This is a genomic window from Weizmannia sp. FSL K6-3076 (assembly GCF_038007245.1).
Classification (GTDB): Bacteria; Bacillota; Bacilli; order Bacillales; family Bacillaceae_C; genus Weizmannia; species Weizmannia faecalis.
On sequence record NZ_JBBOWU010000001.1, the window covers coordinates 1,746,617 to 1,767,285 of the forward strand.

Here is a 20,669-nt window from a genome sequence, read left to right on the forward strand (position 1 = left end):
CACCTTCTATTGGATATAGACTTCATGCGGGGTTTCTTTTTTTAAAAGATTCATGGCTAGATCGCGGTCGTTTTCCGAGCGAAAACTGATCCGGAGCACGCCGTATATATCTTCCCGCGCCTCAAGGATGCGGATATTCGTAATAGAGATTCCTTTTTCCGCCAGTTTATTGGTAATTTGAGAAACAACCCCCGGGACATCCGGAATATCGACAAATAAATCGTAAAAAGACGGGATTGCGCCCGATCCGCTGATTGGAAGGCAGTCGCGGTATTGTTTCGCTTCCGCATAAAAGCGGTGGAGAAGCTCATACTTGTTGTCTGCAAGCGCCTTTTTCACTTCCTGAAGATTTTTCGCCCATCTATCCAAAAGCCTGATCAGGTTTTCCCTGTTACCGCAAGAGATGTCCGCCCACATTTGCGGGCTTGAGGAGGCAATCCGTGTAATATCACGGAAACCCCCAGCAGCAAGCCTTTTTAAAAGGGGATATTCCGCATCTGCATCTTTCACAAGATGGACAAGTGACGCTGCGATAACATGCGGAAAATGGCTGATGACCGCAACCATTTCATCATGCATTTCCGGAGAAACGGTGATGAAATTTGCCTTTGTTCCTTTCAGCCACTGTTTCAATTCTTCCGTCCGCTGATCTTGTTCATGGAAAGGCGTAAGCAAATAAAAGGCATTTTCAAACAGGGACAGGCTGGCGGCCGTAACGCCGCTTTTATGGGAACCGGCCATCGGATGCCCGCCGATAAAAACGGTGTTGTTGCCGGCGAGCCGCTGCGCCTTTGCCATGATGCTTTCTTTCGTGCTGCCCGTATCGGTGATGATCACATTTTCCTTCAATTCCATTTGCCCGAGCTGCCCGATCAATTTTTCCGTTACAAGCACCGGCGTGGCCAATATAATTAAATCCGCGCCACGCACGCCGTCTTGGATCGTTTCCACGTAATCATCCACGACCATCAGGGCTTTTGCCATTTTCATTTCTTCCAATTTGGCATCATACCCTGTGACCTTGGCTTCCGGATGTTCCTTTTTAATCGCTAGTGCAATGGATCCCCCGATTAACCCGAGCCCGATCACAAACACATTTCCTTTCAAAGGTGCCACCTCTTTTTGTAAAAAGGCGGCCTTTTGCTGTCAAAAGGCCCGCCGTTGTCAAGTTCATTTGCGGCTTTCCAGAAAAGCCCCGATCGCCCCGAGTACGCCCCGGTTCTGTTCTTCCGACCCGATGGTCACCCGGACCGTCCCCGGCATCCCGAGCGCTTCCCCGGAGCGGACGATATATCCCCTGCCAAGCAAAAACCGGCAAACTTCCTCACTATCGCATTGAAAATCGATTAAAATAAAATTTGCCTGCGACGGGTAAAATGCAAGGCTGTTGCGGCGGCAAAACGCATAAAAGTGTTCGAGCCCCTGCCGGTTTTTGTCGCGGCAGCTCTGGATAAACGCCTGGTCCTCCAACGCCGCCTGGGCAGCCAGCTGGCCAAGGACATTGGTATTAAATGGCGGGCGCACCGGCTCGAGCTTTTGGATGATCGTTCGATCGGCAATCCCGTAGCCGACGCGTAAACCGGCCAGTCCGTAAATTTTCGAAAATGTCCGGCTGACAATCAAATGATGATACCGGCGGAATAAGACAAGCGCCTGTTCGTAATCTTTTGCGACCACGTATTCGCTGTACGCTTCATCGATAAAAACGAGCACGTCTTCCGGCACGCGGTCAAGAAAAGCGGTCAACTCCTGTTCGGTCGTATACGTCCCCGTCGGATTGTTCGGGCTGCAAATCCAGACAACCGCCGTGTTTTCATCAATTTGCCCGAGCATCGCCTCCAGGTCATGCCGCCCGTCTTTTAAGGGTACTTCACGGACTTCGGCGCCCTCGATGATGGCATTATGTTTGTATTGGGAAAATGTCGGTGCGGCCATCACCGTATTTTTGCCTGGTTCGAGGAGTGACCTGGAAACGATTTGGATCAGTTCGTCCGTCCCGTTTGTAAAAATCAGTTCGGTTGGATCAACGCCGAGATGTGCGGCCATTTTCTGTCTCAGTTGTAAGGCGTGCCCGTCCGGATAACGGGTAAAAGCAGGCTGAAAGTTTTTCAAAGCCTCATCCACTTTCGGGGAATAGCCGAACGGATTTTCATTGGATGCCAGTTTCACGATTGAATCGAGCCTGTATTGTTTTTTCACTTCATCAATGGTCTTTCCGGGCACATATGCATGCAAATCCGTAATTTTTGTTCTCCATTTCATCATCTTTAGCGAGAGTCCCCTGCTTCCATGCAAGAGCGCAAGCCAGGGGGTGATCGCATTCTCTCCTTTCGGTTCGTGACACGTTAGCATTCTCTTATTTTGTTAAATCCGGACGAAGCACGGCTGCACGGCGCAAATACACATGTTTTATGTCCTCCTGCCCAATGTCCGTGTCGACATGGATCAGGATACGGATGCAGCGGACAAGGCTTCCTTCAACCGGAATTTCTTGCATATTCATAATCGGGACATACTTCCAGCCGCTGAATTGGCGCATGACTTTCGAAGGAAAAGCCGAACGGATATCGGCTGTTGCCGAGAACAAAAGGGAAGCAACGCGGTCCGGCTTGATCCCGTTTTTTTCGATCAAGGCATTCATCAGCTCAGAAGTAGCAGCAAGGACTTCGCTTTCGTGATCGCGCTCGACCGTAGTCGCTCCGCGTATTCCGCGTATCATGTATGCAAATCCCCCTTTTGCTGCAGCAGAAACAGACGGCTCAGCCGGTCTTTGTCCACTTCAGCCAGCACCGGTTTGCCGACAGACTCAAGCAGGACGAAGTGAATATTGCCGGCAATTGTTTTTTTATCGCGTTTCATATAAGCATAGATTTCGTCAAATGCTGCGCCAGCCGGAATTTTCCAATCATAGCCGAGCGTTTCGATCCAGCTGAGAAATTGCGGCAAATCAAATTGAAGGCCGGTCTGTTCCCTGCTGATCAAAAGCGCGTAGACGATACCGGTCATGACCGCTTCGCCATGGGTGATTTTCCCGAACCCGCCGTGCGCCTCAAGGGCATGCCCAAGCGTATGCCCGAAATTCAAAAAGGCACGCACACCCGTTTCTTTTTCATCTTTGCGGACAATATCTGCCTTTACTTTGATCCCTTTTTTCAACAAGTCCGGAAGATGCGGGGATAAAAGATGCCCGCCGTCCGGAATCTTTGTTTGCAATTCTTTAAGGAACTCCTTATCCGAAAGAAGCGCATGCTTTACAAGTTCGGCAAATCCGCTTAACAGCTGCTTTTTGGGGAGCGTGCGCAGGAAATCTGTGTCATACAATACAAATTCCGGCTGGTAAAAAGCGCCGACGAGGTTTTTTCCAAGCGGGTGATTGATCGCTACTTTGCCGCCGACCGCGCTGTCATGGGCCAAAATGGTTGTCGGGATTTGAATAAACGCAATGCCGCGCATATAGGTTGCCGCCACAAAACCGGCAAGATCGCCGACCGCGCCCCCGCCAAAGGCAAGAATGCATGATTTCCGGTCTAAATGATGTTCCACGGCAAACGTCAAAGCTTCTTGGTAGACTTCAAACGTTTTGGCATCTTCCCCAGCTGGCACGGTCAGTACACACTGTTCCGCGCTTTCCGGAAGCTGTGAAAGCAGTTTGTCCAAGTGAAGCGGCCGGACATTTTGATCTGTTATGACCATGCAGCGCGTATATTTGCGGACGAGCGGACCCAGCTCCTGGAGCGCGCCGCTTGCTATGTATACCGGGTACTGTTTTGTTTCTGTATCAATGATGATCGTTTCCATTTAAAACAACCTTCCGTATTCTCTTTGCTCCGCAACCGTTTTTTTCAGCACATCCATCCTGTCGCTGTAAAACTGGGCAGTGATCGCTTCCGCCAGCTCCCAGGCGACAACGGCCTCACAGACGACGCTCGCTGCCGGCACCGCACAGCTGTCGGAACGTTCGATGCTCGCTGCAAAAGGTTCCTTCGTTTCGATATCAACGCTTTGAAGCGGCTTATACAATGTCGGGATCGGCTTCATGACACCTCTTACGACAATCGGCATGCCGGTTGTCATACCGCCTTCAAAGCCGCCGAGCCGGTTCGTTTTGCGCGTATAGCCCGTTTCTTCCGACCAGGCGATTTCATCATGGACTTCGCTCCCGGGCCGGTGTGCCATTTCAAAGCCAAGCCCGAATTCCACCCCTTTAAACGCATTGATGCTGATGATGGCGCGCGCCAGCTTTGCATCCAGCTTCCGGTCGTAATGAACATAACTGCCGACACCGGCCGGCATCCCGGTTGCGATCACTTCGACAATGCCGCCGATCGAGTCGCCGTTTTTCTTTGCCGTGTCGATGGCTTCCATCATTTTTTGCGCCGCCCCGTCATCCAAACAGCGTACCGGTGAACCGTCCGCTTTTTCCTGCAAGGAAGCAAGGGAATCATATGACACCTTTTCCGCGCGGACACCCCCGATTTCAAGCACATGCGAGGCCACTTCAATGCCGAGCTCTTTCAGCAGTTTTTTCGCGACAGCCCCGGCGGCCACACGAACGGTGGTCTCGCGTGCGGAAGAGCGTTCGAGCACATTGCGCAAATCCCTGTGCCCGTATTTGATCCCGCCGGCAAGATCGGCATGCCCCGGGCGCGGACGGGTCACACGCCGTTTCACATCGTCCGCATCGTCTGGAAGGGGCTCAATGCCCATGATCTTATTCCAGTGCACCCAGTCCCTGTTTTCAACCGTGAGCGCAACCGGCGAACCGAGCGTCAATCCGTGGCGAACGCCGGCAGAAATGATTGCCCTGTCCTTTTCTATCTGCATTCTCCGTCCCCGGCCGTAACCTTTCTGCCTTCTGGCAAGGTCAGTGTTAATTTCTTCAGCTGTCAGCGGCATGCCCGCTGGAAGGCCTTCAATAATGGTGGTCAGCGCCGGGCCGTGCGACTCGCCTGCTGTCAAATATCTCATTCTGCATCCCCCTTCATCACTTTAAAGCATTACATATCTATTACTATACCACAATCGCTATAAATCGAATAGATGGAGCGCTTTATATTTTTCTATAGAAAAAGGTGTCTACAATTTCAAATCCATACGCAGCCGGATTGAAAATCTGCTCCGTGCTGCCGACAAATAATATGCCGTTTGCCGACAGCGTTTTGCTGAAATTCCGGTAAACAGACACTTTGGCTTCTTCTGTAAAATAAATCAGCACGTTCCGGCAAATAATCAGATCCGCTGCCGGATAAGGGTCGTGCAGCAAATTATGTTGTTTGAACACCACCGCCCGCCTGATTTCGTCCGCAATTCGATAGAACGGACCTCCGCTGCTTTTTTGAAAATATTTTTGTTTCATTTCGCGCGGCACTTCCAGGATCGAACGTTCGGAATAAACGCCGGCTTCTGCTTTCTGCAGGGCTTTTTGATCAATATCGGTCGCCAGAATCTGAATCTTATTAAGCGGTAAATACTTGGACAAGATCATCGCCATCGTATACGGTTCTTCGCCCGTAGAAGAAGCGGCACTCCAGATTTTCAGTTTTTCTCCTTTTTCTTTCAGCAGCCCGGGCAAAATGTTCCGTTCGAGCACATCCCATCTTGACTTATTTCTATAAAATTCTGAAACATTAATCGTCATTCTGTCCAAAAATTCTTCCAGCAAATGTTCGTTTTTGTCCAATCCGTGAAAAAATTCACTGAAAGATGAAAAACCTCTTTTTTCATATAATGTCGTCAGCCTTCTTTTCATTTGCGCTTCTTTATACAAAGATAAATCGATCCCCGTTTTCTTTTTGACTTGCGCAATGAACCGGCCGTAATCATCCAGTTCTGTTTTCATTATGCAATCCCCGTATTTTTATTCAGATTTGTTGGTTCATACCGTTTATTTTAACATAAAAAAAGATTGGCGCGGAGAGGATCGCCAATCTTTTTTTGCATGATTTAATAAATCGAAGCATCCGCCGGCCGACTGTATGAGATCAGCTCATCTTCCCGGAAAAACAGGGAAATTTCACGTTTCGCGCTTTCTGGTGAGTCGGAACCGTGAATAATGTTTTTGCTGACAATCACGCCGTAATCGCCGCGGATCGTCCCCGGGGCGGCTTCGGCCGGATTCGTTTTGCCCATCATTTGCCGTGCGGTAGCGATGATGTTTTCGCCTTCCCAAACCATGGCAAAGACCGGACCGGAAGTAATAAATGCCACGAGATCATTGAAAAAAGGGCGTTCTTTATGCTCAGCGTAATGCTTTTTTGCAAGTTCATCCGAAATTTGCATCAATTTTGCCCCCGCAAGCCGAAACCCTTTCTTTTCAAAGCGGGAAACGATTTCGCCGATCAGCTGGCGGCTGACCCCATCCGGTTTTACCATTAAAAAAGTCCTTTCCATCTTCATCCACTCCATTCGCATTTCTACTATGTAAGACATCTTGGCCATAGAAAATCGTACCATGGTGGCGGGAAAATCTCAATATGTTTGAAGTAAGCGCTTCAAAACCGGGCCGCCAACGCAGGGCACTGCCCGGCAGCCCTGCTTTCTTTTAAAACTTTCTTTTTCCCATATAACGCGCCAAATCTGCCAGCATTTTTTTAAAACGGGTATCCGGAAGCTGCTCAAGCGTACCGAGCGCTTTCTCTAGATAGCAGTTGCTCACTGCATAAGACCGTTCGATCGCGCCGGACTGTTTGACCAGTCTGACAACGTCTTCAAGCTCCGCTTTTGGCATGTGCTCATGGACATATTCCAGCTTTTTTCTGATTTTTGGGTCTTCCCTTGCAAAAAGCACCGGAAGCGTTACATTGCCCTGGCGCAAATCTTCGCCTGCCGGTTTTCCAAGCTGCTTCTCCGTGCCGGTAAAATCCAGGATATCATCAATAATTTGATAGCTCATCCCGACATTGTAGCCAAACCGGTACAATTGGCGGTGGATGTTTTCGTCGGCGCCCGATGCAATCGCCCCGAGCTGGCAGCTAGCTGCAATCAGCAACGCCGTTTTCCGCTTGATCCGCCTTAAGTAACAGCGCAAATTTTGATGAAACCGGTATTTATCCTTAATTTGCTCAATTTCGCCGACGCACACTTCAACAAGTGTATCCGCCAGAATTTGGTGGGCGGAGAGATCCTCCACTTTTGTAATATATTCAAGCGCGGTTGCGAGAATATAATCGCCTGTATACATGGCAATCCGGTTGTCCCATTTGGCTTTTACGGTCGGTTTTCCCCGGCGCAATTCGGCATCATCAATGACATCATCGTGCACGAGCGATGCCATATGGATCAATTCCAGTGCAACAGCGACATTTTTGACACGTTCGATTTCGTAATCTCCGAATTTCGCGCCGAGCAGTACAAATACGGGGCGGATCCTTTTTCCTCCCGCTTTCAGCAAACTTTCAGATGCCTGCTGTATCAAAGCAGCGTTTGATGCGACAGCGTTGGCCAGCTCTTGTTCAATAAGCTCAATATCCGTTTTTAAAAACGAGTACAGCATTTGTACCTTCATTCCGTCTCCATCCGATCATCATTTCTCTTTCAAGGCAATATGTGCAGCTGCGGCCCCGCCGGCAAACGGCTTGTACAAAATCCTGCCAAAACCCGCATCGGAAAAAGCAGCTGCCAGTTCTTCCATTCCCGGAAACTGCAGTGCCGATTCCTGAAGCCAGGAATATTCCCGGTAGCTTTTTGCGAACCATTGTCCGAGAAGCGGCATGATCCGGCGGAAATAAAAGTAATAAAGCTGCCTGTACCCGGGAATCACCGGCTGGGAGGTTTCCAGGCAGGCCGCCATGCCGCCGGGCTTCAGCACCCTATACATTTCCTGCAAAACCTGTTTGTAGTCCGGGACATTCCTGAGCCCGAACCCGACCGTCACATAATCAAACGTTGCATCTTCAAATGGCAGTTCCATTGCATTTCCGTAACGGAGCGCGACATTTTTTAAGCCGAGCGCGTCCACTTTCCGCTTCCCGACTTCAAGCATGCTTTCACTGAAATCGAGACCTGTCACACTGCCGGATTCGCCCACTGCCTGTGCGAGGGCAATCGTCCAGTCCGCCGTCCCGCAGCACAGATCGAGTGCGCTGCTCCCTTCTCTTACCGCCATTTTCCGCATCAGGTCTTTCCGCCACCGCTTATGCTGGCTGAAGCTGATCACCGAGTTCATTCTATCGTAGTTTTGCGAAATTTTTTCGAAAACGACGTGTACCCGTTCTTCTTTTGGCATCATGGTTACCCTTCCTCCGCATATAATCTCGTTGCATCGCCATACCGCCCCATCAGCAGGCGGATCCGCTCTAAAAGCATTTCGTTTCCGCACGACATGGCCGCAGCCTGCAGCGCACGGATGCTTTCTTTCAAATACTTCTCACAAATATAAAATAGTTTCCGCTTTTTCTCATGCGGCAGCTGCTCAAAAGGGCGCCCGTCACCCGGGTAAGCCATTTTGTTCAAGGCTTCAAACAGGATGGAGCGCTTCCCGTTTTCAGCCTGTTCCTTTTCCCTTAACAGCCGGTTAAACAAAAGCAGTTCTTCGCTTAAACGGATGAGCGGCTGCGAACCGAAAAACTGCATAAATTTTGTAATAATCACGGATTCGATTTTTTTCAAATGCCTGACGAACGTTTCCGCGTCGGAATCGTCAAATTGGTAAAGCATCACTTTATATTCATTTACGGATTTGATTCCTTCCGCCAGTATGCCGACAAGCCGGACGTTGTGCACGCCCGCAAGCAGTTTGTAGTAAAGGCTGCTGAAATAATCCCCCGCTAGAACAGTAAGCTGGCGGTTTTTTTGATTTTCATTTGCATTGGTTACTTTTTCATGGGTGTCAAGGGCAATCTGGATCAGCATGGCAGTCGCAACAAACTGCTTCACTTCATGTTCCGTATACGGCTGCCCCGCAAGGCTGCTTATCAAAAGCAAAATCCGGTCTTCATCTATGTATGGGGCATCAATAAACTGATTTAAATAGTCGTGTGCCACTTCTTCTTCAATCGCCTGTTTGATTGCGGCAATTTGCTGCTCCCTCTGGTATGACATAACCCTTTCCCCGTTTCTTCGTTGATCTGGCCTAAAAATAAGCTGTAGTTTATTATATCACATATGTAAAACGGCCGTTAACAAATTGATTTCGGTTTATTTTTTCGCTTCGCTTTGCAAACTCCCGATGCCGGTCATGATTTGCGCTTCACCGCGAATCTTGATCATGGAAGTATGTTCGGTAAACTGTGCGACCAGCACTTCGCCATCATCCAGCATTTCCGTATGGTTCAGCTTCGTATCGGTACCCCTTGACAGCCCAATGACGCTCACCCCGTCCTGCAACGCTTTCACGACGATATAATCCGCCTGCGCCTCTGCTTTCATTTTCGGGCCTCCTTTTTATTCGTTTAAAAAACTTTTCATATATTCATCTTACCACAGCGCCGTTTGCAGTCAAAGCGCCGGAAACGCCGCGCTCAGGCTTTCCCCGGCTGTACCGGGATTTCGCAGGCATTTGCACCGGGAAAACGGGCGCCAAACGTATGCACGTTTCCCTTTTTCCGTTTTTTGGGCCCTGCTGTATTAAAAAAAGGCTGCCCAGGCAGCCTTTTTTCCGCTCAAAGCCAACCATATGTAATTACTTCACTGCGTCTTTAAGCGCTTTCCCCGGCTTGAATGCAGGCACTTTGCTTGCCGCAATGTCGATTTCCTCGCCGGTTTGCGGGTTTCTTCCTTTACGGGCAGCGCGTTCGCGCACTTCGAAATTACCAAACCCGATCAGTTGGACTTTATCTCCGTTTGCCAATGCATTTTGAATTGTATCAAAAATAGCGTCAACTGCTTTTGTCGTATCTTTTTTGGAAAGTTCGGTAGCTTCTGCCACTGCATTGATTAAATCCGTTTTATTCATTCCATTCACCTCCTCCAAAAGAAACGTAGAAGTCATTTCCAGTTTCTTCTCTTCAGTGTATACGGTTTTCCCTCATCATAAACGTTTAAAACCGGATAGAATCAGGCTTTTCAGCACCAATTCTGTTAAAAGATTATCATAATCGCAAGAGAGGTGCAAGAACTATTCGCTAACAAAGGAAAACTTTTCAACTTTTTTTCGGATTTAAAGTACTTTTCCCGAAAAATTCTAACTTGCGGCCAAAGATGCTCGTCCCACGTATACAAAAAAGGGATACCGCGGTATCCCTCTTACAAAATAATGGCGATCAGGCCGCCTGACCCTTCGTTAATGATCCGTTCGAGCGTTTCTTTTAACTTATAGCGGGCATTTTCCGGCATAAGCGATAATTTTGCCTGAATGCCTTCCCTGACAATGGAACTTAAGTTACGCCCGAATATATCCGAATTCCAGATGGACAGCGGGTCATCTTCAAAATCCTGCATTAGGTACCGCACAAGCTCCTCGCTCTGCTTCTCCGTCCCGATGATCGGGGCAAATTCCGACTCGACATCGACTTTGATCATATGGATGGACGGCGCCACCGCCTTCAGCCGGACGCCGAAACGGGATCCCTGGCGGATGATTTCCGGCTCATCTAGGCTCATATCCTGCAGGGAAGGCGAGGCAATCCCGTAGCCGGTTTGTTTCACCATTTTCAGGGCATCGGAAATTTGGTCGTATTCCGATTTTGCATGGGCGAAATCCTGCATCAGCTCGAGCAGATGATCCTTGCCGCGGATTTCGACGCCGACGATTTCCTTTAAAACCTGGTCGTACAGTTCATCCGGCGCCTCGAGGTCGATTTCCGCCACCCCTTGCCCCATTTCAATGCCGGCAAGGCTTGCAGATTCAATAAATTCATATTCGTTAAAAGCCTGGACAACGCGGTCCACATCGCGCAGCCGCTTAATGTCTTTTACCGACTCTTTCACGGCGTCCTGATAATTTTCACGCAGCCAGTGGTTTTCTTTTAACACCATGACCCAGCTCGGCAGGTTCACATTGACTTCCAGTACCGGAAATTCGTACAGCGCTTCCCGCAGCACATTCAGCACATCGGCTTCACGCATGCTTTCCACTGACATGGCGAGCACCGGAAGATCATACTTTTCCTGCAATTCCGCCCTCAGCATTTCCGTCTCCGAATGATGCGGCTTTGCCGAATTGACAACAATGATAAACGGTTTGCCGACTTCTTTTAACTCGGCAACAACCCTTTCTTCCGCTTCCACGTAATCCTCACGCGGAATTTCGCCGATCGTGCCGTCTGTCGTGATCACAACCCCGATGCTTGAATGTTCCTGAATGACCTTTCTCGTGCCGATTTCCGCCGCTTCGTGGAAAGAAATCGGTTCTTCATACCACGGCGTATGGATCATGCGCGGGCCGTTTTCATCTTCATAACCTTTCGCGCCCGGAACCGTGTAGCCGACACAGTCGACAAGCCGGATGTTCACATCAAGTCCTTCGTCGACATGGACAGCAACCGCCTGGTTCGGCACAAATTTCGGTTCTGTCGTCATAATCGTTTTCCCAGCCGCACTTTGCGGGAGTTCATCCTGCGCCCGGTTTCTGTCCGCTTCGTTTGTAATGTTCGGAAGCACAACGAGTTCCATGAATTTTTTAATAAAAGTGGATTTCCCCGTTCTGACGGCGCCCACGACCCCCAAATAAATATCGCCGCCCGTACGTTCTGCAATATCTTTAAAAATATCAACTTTTTCCAATTTGTTTCCCTCCCCACATTCGTTCCCGGGACACCATCATTCGCGCTGATGATAGGACATTATATGTGTATGATGTTGTCCGACCGCCTTATGTCTATAAAATGATTTTTTATAGATTTTCAAAAAGTTGCTGTACAGGATTTGCCCCTGTTTATTTTTTCAAAATTTTTCCTTACGAAGAGACGCAGGACCAAAAAATAAACCCTTTCTCTAACAATATATTGGGATGAGAAAGGGTTATGACTATTTTGCCATAAATACCGGTTCATTTTTTTGATTTACGGTGCAGGGAAGGGAATAAGCCGGTACAAACGGGGAGCCTTCAGTTAACAGCACGCGGATATCTTCCCCGGGTTTAAACGCCCGCTTGCCCGTTTTGAGCGCTTTTGCCAGATCAGCCCGGTAATCGACATAAATGCCGCCTCTCCCGGTAATGACAAACGGCAGTTTCCGGCCGGTATACGGAGACACCACGTACGGATCTGTTTTGTAACCGAGCTTTTTAAAATCTAAAGCGTATACATTTCTTGCAATCTCTTTTTTAAATGGCGGATAGCCCTGGGACGCAATCCGGATTTGCAAGTCTCTTATTTTCTCGGGTATTCTCGTATCAAACACTTTGACCGTCGGATGATGTTCCGGATCAAGGAGCACATATTGCAACGTGCCGCCGTTGTCATACGCATTTGCCGGCGGATCGGGCAGGTAGTTTTTCGGGCTTTTCAGCTTGTTGAAATCAATCGGGTATTTTAAATAGACCGGCGTATTTTGCGGCTTTGTCTTGATCGGAAGCAGGCCGCTATTGTCTTTCCGGTATTCATCTACAGCTTTTTGCACCATTTGAAGCTGCATGTCATCCGGCAGCCCGCTTTCTTTTTCCTGTGCCCCCGGATAAAGGCAGCCGCCTAAACTGATGCAGGCGCAAACAGCTACAAGCAATAGCAGCATATTTTTGAAGTGCAAAACGATCTCCCCCTCCGGTTAATTTGCCGGCCCGCTCAGCACGATATAAGCCATAATCAGGCCGCCCAGCGCCAGGCAGGCATACGCAATCACAGCAGCCGCCCATTTGAACAGTTTTTGTTTCAGCCTGTATCGGCTTGCAACAATCAATACCATCGCCAAACAGAGCAGGCCCATGCCAAAAAGCGAAATCCACATATTCGCCATCCCCCGGGACAAAACCATCTCCCCTTTCTCCCTTGTAAAATTCGTAAACTTTTCGGACTTCGGACATTATATCATAAGCTTTTGAAATGTTTCAATTTACGGCATAAAAAAGGCCGGGGCGAACGTCTGCCCCGGAGAAAAGGTTGACTATACCCAGCCTGCGCAGTTTAAAGCGAATTCTTTTTCCTTGCAGTTTATGCAACATGCATCCATCCGGTATCGTCCGAAAGCCTACCGGGACTTTTTTGCCAAGATGCCTAGTACTGTTCCCCCAGCATATCCATCAAACCTTCCATTTCATGTTTTTTCAGCCGGCCCATTAAATTGTCGACTGCTTCTTTCGGATCAAGTCCTTCAAATAAGACATGGTAAAGGGCATCGGTAATCGGCATTTTCACTTCGTACCGGCTGGAGAGCTGGTAAGCCGCCTTTGTTGTCCGGACGCCTTCCACGACCATTCCCATTTGTTCCAGCACATCATCGAGCTTTTTGCCTTTGCCGAGCATATTGCCGGCCCGCCAGTTCCGCGAGTGGACACTCGTACACGTCACGATCAGGTCGCCAATTCCGGCAAGCCCAAGAAAAGTGAGCGGATTTGCACCCATTTTAGTGCCGAGCCGGGCGATTTCCGCAAGCCCTCTTGTCATTAAAGCCGCTTTCGCATTGTCCCCGTAGCCGAGGCCGTCCGAAATGCCGGCTGCAAGCGCAATAATATTTTTCAGGGAACCGCCCAATTCGACGCCAATGATGTCGGGATTCGTATAGACGCGAAAATTCGAGTTCATAAAAATGTCCTGCGCTTTTTTGGCAGCTGCCATTTTTTTCGATGAAACGGTTACGGTCGTCGGGTGGCGCAGGCTGACTTCTTCAGCATGGCTCGGCCCCGATAAAACCGTGAGATCCCGCAGCAACGATTCCGGCATTTCTTCTTCAATCATTTCCGAAATGCGCATCAGGGAACCCGGTTCAATCCCTTTCGTGACATGGATGATGGAAAGCGGGCTTTTCCGCACCGCTTTTACTTGCCTGCATACATCACGCACCGCTTTTGTAGGGACCGCCAGTACAGCGGTATCAATGTCGTCTAACGCTTCTTCAAGTGAAAAGATGCCGGTAATGGCAGATTGCAGCTGAATGCCCGGCAAATAAAACGCGTTTGTATGGGATGTATTGATTTCATCGATCTGGCCTTTTTTGTTTCCCCACAACCTGACCTGAAAGCCGTTATCAGCCAAAACAATCGACAAGGCAGTGCCCCAGCTCCCCGCGCCGAGCACTGCAATCGTTTTTTTGGACAAATGAAACACCCTCTTTATGTTTATTTACGCGCACGGGCGATGATGTGGATCGGCGTTCCGGTAAAACCAAACGCATCACGGATCCGATTTTCCAAAAAACGTTCGTACGAAAAATGCATCAATTCGGGATCATTGACAAACACAACGATCGTCGGCGGTTTGACGGAGACTTGCGTTGCATAAAAAATTTTCAGCCGCCGCCCTTTGTCCGTCGGCGTCGGATTCATCGCAACCGCATCCGTTATAACTTCATTCAGCACGCTGGACTTCACGCGCATCGCATGGTTCTCGCTGACCGTCTTAAGCAGCGGGAACAGCTGGTCCAGCCTCTTTTTCGTTTTTGCCGATACGTAAATGACCGGCGCATAATCAAGAAACTGAAAATGGTCCCGAATTTTCTGTGTAAACTGATTCATCGTTTTTTCATCTTTTTGAACGGCATCCCATTTGTTGACGACAATGATCACGCCGCGGCCCGCTTCATGGGCGTAGCCGGCAATCCGCTTATCCTGTTCGCGGATCCCTTCCTCGCCGTTTAAAACGACACAGACGACATCGGAACGCTCAATCGCCCTCAATGCGCGCAGCACACTGTATTTTTCCGTGTTTTCATACACTTTTCCTTTTTTGCGCATCCCTGCTGTATCAATCATAACATAAGTTTGATCTTCATAAGTATAGACGGTATCCACTGCGTCTCTTGTCGTCCCTTCTATGTCGCTAACAATGACGCGCTCTTCGCCGAGAATCGCATTAAACAGCGAAGATTTTCCGACGTTCGGCCTCCCGATGAAACAAAATTTAATGACATCTTCCCCGTACTCCTCGTCCGCTTTTTCCGGAAAATGTTTGACAACTGCATCGAGCAGGTCGCCAAGGCCGAGGCCGTGTGCGCCTGATATCGGGAAAGGATCGCCAAAACCGAGGGCGTAAAAATCATAAATCTGGGTGCGCATCTCGGGATTGTCGACCTTGTTCACTGCCAGAACGACCGGCTTTTTTGACCGGTACAATATTTTGGCGACCATTTCATCCGCAGAAGTCACGCCTTCTCTGCCGCTTGTGATAAAAATGATCACATCCGCTTCCTGGATGGCGATTTCAGCCTGCTGCCGGATCTGCTCGAGGAACGGTTCATCCCCGATATCAATGCCGCCTGTATCAATCACGTTAAATTCGTGTGTCAGCCATTCAGCCGGACTGTATATGCGGTCCCTTGTCACTCCCGGAACATCTTCCACAATCGAAACGCGCTCTCCTACAATTCGGTTAAAAATGGTAGATTTGCCTACATTCGGGCGTCCGACAATTGCCACAACCGGTTTTGCCATACGATTCACCCTTTCTGTTCCGTTTTCGCAAAACAAATCAACTTTAGTAGTTTATCAATATTTTCTTGTTCAAGCAATATGCCGTAATTCATCCTGGCTTTTCCTTTTTTGCCGCTCTTTCTGAGATGAGATTCAAGGCGGTATCGATGAAATGCCAGCCGCACGCGTAGAGGAGAAAAAGCCCGGCGATATCGAGATATGCCGCAGATCCTGCCGTAATATGGAAATCCCATTTTGCAAGCACGAGCGCATACAGGATTTCCCCTTGTGCCGTACCGGTGAGTGCAGCGGCAACAGCATCCATTTTTGAGCGAAAAAGCAAATGGACAAGGATAAACAAAAACAGGCTATAGCAAATAGTACGCCAGGCAAACATCCAGACCGGATCGTACAGTTCAAATAACAACAGGCCTGCATAACCTGTCATCACGATGAAGACGCCGGCGAGCCGGACCAAAAGTGCCCATTTCGAAAATCTGCCGAAGTACCCATAACCGGCAGCCATAATGACGATGAGCGCCCAGCTCATATCAAGACGGCCCACCGCCGCTTGATGCGGAAAGGCAATCAAAAGCAGCAAAGCAACCAGTGCTGCCGGAAACCGCAAAGGGTGATCCCTTTCCAGCAAAAATGTCGCCCAAATCCATACCGCCCACATCACCCCCAAAAAAAATGCTCCTTCCACGGTGCACCCTCCTTTATCTCCATTATGGGAAAGATTGCACCGGGTTAACCGCAAGTTTTTCGCTTTTTTCAGGCATACTACAAGCGGGGGTGAATGGGCAATGGGAAAAGACCGCCAGGAGAAAAAACTGCGCCAAAGCGGGCGTGTAGAAAGCGACCGTGACCAAGCGCTCCATTACGGAGGGGCAACCCGCCTCGAAAGCGCTGACGCAGCACGCAAACGGCAGTAAAGAAAACGGTTTATAGAAAAGACAAAGCGCAAAAAAGCTGAGCGGCACCGGCAACCCGGGCGCCGCTCAGCTTTTCCATTCCATCCGGACATTTTTACTGTTTAAATTTCTTCAACTGGTCCCCAATCATATCCCCGAGCTGGAACCCGGTATTTTCTTCAGGCAGGTCATAATCAGAAGCTTCTGTATCGGCCTGTTCCAGTTCTTTCATGCTTAAGGACAAGCGGTGTGCCTGTTCGTTGACATCGAGCACTTTCACCTGCACTTCCTGTCCTTCCCTTAACACTTCATGCGGGGTGGACACATGCTTATGGGAAATTTGTGAAATATGAACAAGCCCTTCAACGCCCGGGAATACTTCTACAAACGCCCCGAACGAAACTAGGCGTTTTACCGTTCCTGTAAGGACAGTCCCTTTCGGCGCTTTCTGTTCAATGCCTTCCCAAGGGCCCGGAAGCGTATCCTTGATGGACAAGGAAATCCGCCCGTTGTCCCGGTCCACCGACAACACTTTCACTTTGACTTGCTCTCCTTCTTGGACGACATCGGACGGCGTTTCCACCCGTTCGTGCGCAAGCTGGGAAATATGGACAAGGCCGTCAATTCCGCCGATATCGACAAAAGCGCCGAAACTCGTCAGCCTTTGCACGGTCCCTTCCAGCACCTGGCCTGCTTCGAGATGGTCAAGGATATCCTGGCGTTTTTCTTCTTTTTCTTTTTCCACAACAGCTCGGTGTGATAAAATCAACCGGTTTTTGTCTTCGTCCAGTTCAACGATCAAAAAGGGCAATGTCTTCCCTTTATAGTCGGAGAAGTCTTCAACAAAGTGGTCCTCGACAAGGGACGCAGGAACAAAGCCGCGGACACCCAAATCGACAACAAGGCCGCCTTTTACCACTTCATTGACTTCCGCTTCAATGATTTCCTGGTTTTCAAATTTTTCCTTCAGCTCATCCCAGGCTTTTTCAGCATCATATTTCCGTTTGGAAAGAATGACGGCGTCTTCTTCCACTTTCGTAACGACGAGATTCAGCTCGTCCCCTTCTTTCACGGCATCTGATGCGGTTTCAATATGGAGATTGGAAAGCTCGCTGATCGGAATAATCCCGTCCACTTTGCTGCCTTCAATGGAAACGAGCACTTGCTTTTCCTCCACTTTGACAACCGATGCTTTCACTTTATCCCCTACAGAAAGGGACCGTACTTCTATTTCATTCATTTCGTCTGACATATGTACTTCCTCCTTATCCGGCGCTTCAACTACCATTGAATATACCCGTTCTTTTCAAATTAATTCGTATAATTCAAAAAGAAACGCTTTCCTATCAAATTTCTAACATCTTTTACTTTTTGTCAAGTAAAGAAGCCGATTGCTGCTGTGCCATTTTTTCTTTTGCCATCGCAAGAATCTTTCCGGCAACTTCATCAATATCCATGCTTGTCGTGTCCAGTTCTACGGCGTCCGCCGCTTTAGAGAGCGGTGAAACTTCCCGTTCGGAATCCAGCCTGTCCCTTTCCTCAATCTCCTGTTTTAAACGGCTGAGGTCTGAAGGGATCCCTTTTGCAACATTTTCGGCATGGCGCCGCTTTGCGCGCTCATCGGCGCTGGCTAGCAAAAAAATTTTCAATTCGGCATCCGGCAGTACTTTTGTCCCGATATCCCGGCCGTCCATGACAACGCCGCCACCGCGGGCGAGCATCCGCTGCCGCTTGACCATTTCTTCACGGACAACGGCATGCTTTGAAACAGCCGAAACTGCTCTCGTCACTTCCCTTTCCCTGATCTTGCCGGTTACGTCTTCACCGTCGACAAAAACGACCTGGCCGTTTTCCCCCGGCTCCAGGCGGATATTTGTCTTGTACAAAAGTTCGGCAAGCGCATTGCCGTCTTCAAGGTCCGTTCCGTACTGCAGCGCTTTATAAGTAAGCGACCGGTACATTGCCCCTGTATCAATGTAAATATATTGCAACTGCTCGGCAACTTTTTTCGCCGCCGTGCTTTTCCCTGCAGCAGCAGGACCGTCGATGGCAATATTGATTTTTTTCATACAACGATTTCACCCTATTCTCTCTTGTTGCATATACCCGTTTTTTGGGCAGATAAAAGGATACACCCTTTTTATAGTGTACCATAAAATGGTGAATCCTCCTATCCATGAAATGCAAGTTTTATCCGGAAAGCCCCTTTTTACGGAGCAAAAGCTGCTGCTCGAAGCAAAAACGCAGGATATACTGCCTCTCTTTCGCGCTTGTATTTTTAAACTGGAGCGAGGCCCCTGTTTTTCCGCCGGTTTCAAACAGCCTAACGACGGAAAAATGCAGCTGTAAGTATTGGTAACCTTCTTTTAGCGGCAGGACAAGAAGCGCTTTTCCTGTTTCATGCTCCCTTGGGCGGATATCATCAGGCAAATAGACCGCACAGCCGCCCGAACTGATGTCTTTTGTAACTGCCGTTGTTTTCAAATTGGATTCCGGAAAGGTGAGGGCAATATCGAGTGCGGCGTCTACCCTGACATACTGCCGTCGCTGGATTTTGCGCACATCTTCCGGATCAGGAGCGGATAAAATGAGCATCGGGATATTGCCGAGTTCCCTGCCGGTTACTTTTGATGAAAACCGGTAAGGAATCTGGCCGTCCGAAACGAAATCAACGAGCAGCCCCTGGCCGAGCAGCAAAAATACGGTCCGGTTTGTTTCCATGTCGATCGGGTAATCAATATAAATTTTATCCTCTTTTATATCCGCAATTTTACATCTATATCTTTTACCTGTATCTTTATCTTCCAGTGTGAGTTCCAGCCCGACTTTTAACATCTTCCCAAACCCCTTTTATAGATTCCAATCTTATTATGACACAGGCTGGGCAGTTTTGTATTCTTTTTTCGCGTTTCATTTCATTTTTTGCCAAAAGGCCCGGCTGTACGCCGGGCAATGCTCATATGGACTTGCCGTATGCTCTTTCCGTGTTTTTCAGCTTTTCCACTTTTTCTTCGTTGCCGTTTTCCGCGTTGATATAAATCCGGTACGTTTCATCATGCAACACGCCGAGAAATTCATAACAAAGCACTTCCCGGTTCATGTCGCCGGTCATGATCGCAAGGCGGCTTTCCATAATGTCAAGCTTCGGATTCACACGGGACCTTGCTTCTTTTTCGCTGATGGCGGGCTTTGGAATATCCCTTTTTTGATGGCTTTTCAGAAAATCATCCGCTACAAACCCGATCACCTGGCCGTTGTCAAGCGCCACTTTTAATTTGACCGTTTCCGGATAAATGCGGACATTCCCCTGTTTCGCAGCGAAAGAAAAAACACCGACGTTGTCATATTGTGTGCTTTCAAACATGTCCATTTTCTCAAAATGGTGCCGGTTTAAAAAATCCGCCGCTTTCTTTTGGGCCTCGTTTAAACTGATTTTTTGCTTTCCCACCGGACGCTTGTTGAAAAACCAGACCGGGTATCCCCCTTTCCGCGTCACATCTGCGGTTGTTTCATTGCCGTTTTTGTCTTTTATACGGACGGTGTAAAAAGAAAAACGGGCGCCTTTTTGATTCGGTTTGGCTTCCGCCTGGCGGGCCGTTTTGAGTCCGGCGTATTGTTTTACAGTGGCGACCGCCTGTTTTTTGCTGATCATTTTTCCTTCCAGGTGCTCATAATGGTCATCGCGGTTTTGGAAACTCGTAAAAGACGGGCTGTTCAAATCGGCATTGTCATAGCCTTTGACCGTCCTTTCGACCGTCTTAAAGCCGTCGATGATCGTGTTATCCTTCGTTTCTTTTCCTTGGGCAAGGGCGCGTTCCACGTCCATCCAGCGGAGATTGTGCTTTAAAACATTATTTTGCACGCCCCGGAGCTGGTCCTGGATATCCGCGCTCTGGCCGTACAGTTTTTTCAGTGAAGCATACTCTTTATCGGATAGAGGTTCTTTATCCAAATCGCGCACCGCCGTCCGGTAGCTGAAATTCCCGATATTAGTCAGAAATTCTTCCGTTTTATGAAAAGGCAGAAGCGATAACGGAAGTTGGCCGACATCCGCATGCGCTTCTGATGTCAGGCGCCATACTTCAGCCAGTGCCGGTGAAAGGGACTTGCGTGAGTTCATGGCGAGGGTGTTTCCGATTTCATCATGCAAAAGGTCCATTCTGTATGCAAGGTCATGAAAAGCCCTTTGATACGTGCTTTCTGCATTTAACAAGACCGCCTCTTTTTCACGGTGCTCTTTATATGCCCAGGCAGCAGTCCCGCAAAGCCCGAGGGCAAGCACAACAATCATTGCCCGTTTCAGCATATTCATTTCC

At 48.9% G+C, this 20,669-nt stretch carries 23 protein-coding genes; 1 reads left to right on the forward strand and 22 read right to left on the reverse strand.

Features of this window, described 5'->3' with window-relative positions:
• Positions 1-6: 6 nt before the first annotated feature.
• The 18 genes from NSS95_RS08135 to NSS95_RS08220 form a co-directional block, all read right to left on the reverse strand.
• Positions 7-1,107 (reverse strand): prephenate dehydrogenase, encoded by a 1,101-nt coding sequence (locus NSS95_RS08135; protein ID WP_014098166.1) that lies wholly within the window; start codon positions 1,105-1,107, stop codon positions 7-9.
• A gap of 63 nt (positions 1,108-1,170) precedes the next feature.
• Positions 1,171-2,265, reverse strand: coding sequence for a histidinol-phosphate transaminase (hisC, locus tag NSS95_RS08140; protein WP_277613360.1), 1,095 nt, complete (start codon positions 2,263-2,265; stop codon positions 1,171-1,173).
• A gap of 91 nt (positions 2,266-2,356) precedes the next feature.
• Positions 2,357-2,719, reverse strand: coding sequence for a chorismate mutase (aroH, locus tag NSS95_RS08145; protein WP_014098164.1), 363 nt, complete (start codon positions 2,717-2,719; stop codon positions 2,357-2,359).
• Entirely contained in the window at positions 2,716-3,798 is a 1,083-nt protein-coding gene (aroB, locus tag NSS95_RS08150; protein WP_014098163.1) for a 3-dehydroquinate synthase, read from the reverse strand. The genes aroH and aroB overlap by 4 nt, the downstream gene beginning before the upstream one ends.
• Positions 3,799-4,968: a chorismate synthase gene (gene aroC / locus NSS95_RS08155; protein ID WP_014098162.1), complete on the reverse strand. Its 1,170-nt coding sequence runs from the start codon at positions 4,966-4,968 to the stop codon at positions 3,799-3,801.
• A gap of 82 nt (positions 4,969-5,050) precedes the next feature.
• Positions 5,051-5,839, reverse strand: a complete 789-nt coding sequence (locus NSS95_RS08160; RefSeq protein WP_035184690.1) for a CheR family methyltransferase — start codon at positions 5,837-5,839, stop codon at positions 5,051-5,053.
• 104 nt (positions 5,840-5,943) lie between these two features.
• Positions 5,944-6,390, reverse strand: a complete 447-nt coding sequence (ndk, locus tag NSS95_RS08165) for a nucleoside-diphosphate kinase (protein ID WP_014098160.1) — start codon at positions 6,388-6,390, stop codon at positions 5,944-5,946.
• A 151-nt stretch (positions 6,391-6,541) separates the two neighbouring features.
• Positions 6,542-7,504, reverse strand: coding sequence for a heptaprenyl diphosphate synthase component II (hepT, locus tag NSS95_RS08170; RefSeq protein ID WP_014098159.1), 963 nt, complete (start codon positions 7,502-7,504; stop codon positions 6,542-6,544).
• Between the two features lie 18 nt (positions 7,505-7,522).
• Entirely contained in the window at positions 7,523-8,227 is a 705-nt protein-coding gene (locus NSS95_RS08175) for a demethylmenaquinone methyltransferase (protein ID WP_071451919.1), read from the reverse strand.
• 2 nt (positions 8,228-8,229) lie between these two features.
• Positions 8,230-9,039 carry a heptaprenyl diphosphate synthase component 1 gene (locus NSS95_RS08180; RefSeq protein ID WP_104851435.1) on the reverse strand — a complete coding sequence of 270 codons (810 nt, stop codon included), beginning with the start codon at positions 9,037-9,039 and terminating at the stop codon, positions 8,230-8,232.
• 96 nt (positions 9,040-9,135) lie between these two features.
• Positions 9,136-9,366 (reverse strand): trp RNA-binding attenuation protein MtrB, encoded by a 231-nt coding sequence (gene mtrB / locus NSS95_RS08185; protein WP_017550470.1) that lies wholly within the window; start codon positions 9,364-9,366, stop codon positions 9,136-9,138.
• Positions 9,367-9,619: 253 nt separating this feature from the next.
• The gene (locus NSS95_RS08190; RefSeq protein ID WP_013859513.1) at positions 9,620-9,892 is read right to left on the reverse strand and encodes an HU family DNA-binding protein; all 273 of its coding nucleotides are present in this window, start codon (positions 9,890-9,892) and stop codon (positions 9,620-9,622) included.
• A 290-nt stretch (positions 9,893-10,182) separates the two neighbouring features.
• Positions 10,183-11,661: a stage IV sporulation protein A gene (gene spoIVA / locus NSS95_RS08195; protein ID WP_026683325.1), complete on the reverse strand. Its 1,479-nt coding sequence runs from the start codon at positions 11,659-11,661 to the stop codon at positions 10,183-10,185.
• A 243-nt stretch (positions 11,662-11,904) separates the two neighbouring features.
• Positions 11,905-12,624 (reverse strand): hypothetical protein, encoded by a 720-nt coding sequence (locus NSS95_RS08200; RefSeq protein ID WP_014098154.1) that lies wholly within the window; start codon positions 12,622-12,624, stop codon positions 11,905-11,907.
• An 18-nt stretch (positions 12,625-12,642) separates the two neighbouring features.
• Positions 12,643-12,849, reverse strand: coding sequence for a DUF2768 domain-containing protein (locus NSS95_RS08205; RefSeq protein ID WP_014098153.1), 207 nt, complete (start codon positions 12,847-12,849; stop codon positions 12,643-12,645).
• A gap of 239 nt (positions 12,850-13,088) precedes the next feature.
• On the reverse strand, positions 13,089-14,129 hold the full coding sequence (locus NSS95_RS08210; protein WP_014098152.1) for an NAD(P)H-dependent glycerol-3-phosphate dehydrogenase: 1,041 nt from the start codon (positions 14,127-14,129) through the stop codon (positions 13,089-13,091).
• 20 nt (positions 14,130-14,149) lie between these two features.
• A complete protein-coding gene (gene der / locus NSS95_RS08215) occupies positions 14,150-15,460 on the reverse strand; it encodes a ribosome biogenesis GTPase Der (protein WP_014098151.1) in 1,311 nt (436 codons plus the stop codon).
• An 88-nt stretch (positions 15,461-15,548) separates the two neighbouring features.
• Positions 15,549-16,145, reverse strand: coding sequence for a YphA family membrane protein (locus NSS95_RS08220; RefSeq protein WP_017550473.1), 597 nt, complete (start codon positions 16,143-16,145; stop codon positions 15,549-15,551).
• Positions 16,146-16,245: 100 nt separating this feature from the next.
• On the opposite strand from NSS95_RS08220, the gene NSS95_RS08225 reads away from it, so the two are divergent.
• Positions 16,246-16,374 carry a YpzI family protein gene (locus NSS95_RS08225; protein ID WP_014098149.1) on the forward strand — a complete coding sequence of 43 codons (129 nt, stop codon included), beginning with the start codon at positions 16,246-16,248 and terminating at the stop codon, positions 16,372-16,374.
• A 94-nt stretch (positions 16,375-16,468) separates the two neighbouring features.
• Here the strand turns inward: NSS95_RS08225 and rpsA are convergent, their stop codons facing one another.
• The 4 genes from rpsA to ypeB all read right to left on the reverse strand — a co-directional run bounded on the left by rpsA (position 16,469) and on the right by ypeB (position 20,659).
• Positions 16,469-17,605 (reverse strand): 30S ribosomal protein S1, encoded by a 1,137-nt coding sequence (gene rpsA, locus NSS95_RS08230; RefSeq protein WP_014098148.1) that lies wholly within the window; start codon positions 17,603-17,605, stop codon positions 16,469-16,471.
• 112 nt (positions 17,606-17,717) lie between these two features.
• Entirely contained in the window at positions 17,718-18,422 is a 705-nt protein-coding gene (gene cmk, locus NSS95_RS08235) for a (d)CMP kinase (protein ID WP_017550474.1), read from the reverse strand.
• A gap of 121 nt (positions 18,423-18,543) precedes the next feature.
• Positions 18,544-19,188 carry a flagellar brake protein gene (locus NSS95_RS08240; protein WP_014098146.1) on the reverse strand — a complete coding sequence of 215 codons (645 nt, stop codon included), beginning with the start codon at positions 19,186-19,188 and terminating at the stop codon, positions 18,544-18,546.
• A 121-nt stretch (positions 19,189-19,309) separates the two neighbouring features.
• On the reverse strand, positions 19,310-20,659 hold the full coding sequence (gene ypeB, locus NSS95_RS08245) for a germination protein YpeB (RefSeq protein WP_035184684.1): 1,350 nt from the start codon (positions 20,657-20,659) through the stop codon (positions 19,310-19,312).
• Between the last annotated feature and the right edge of the window lie 10 nt (positions 20,660-20,669).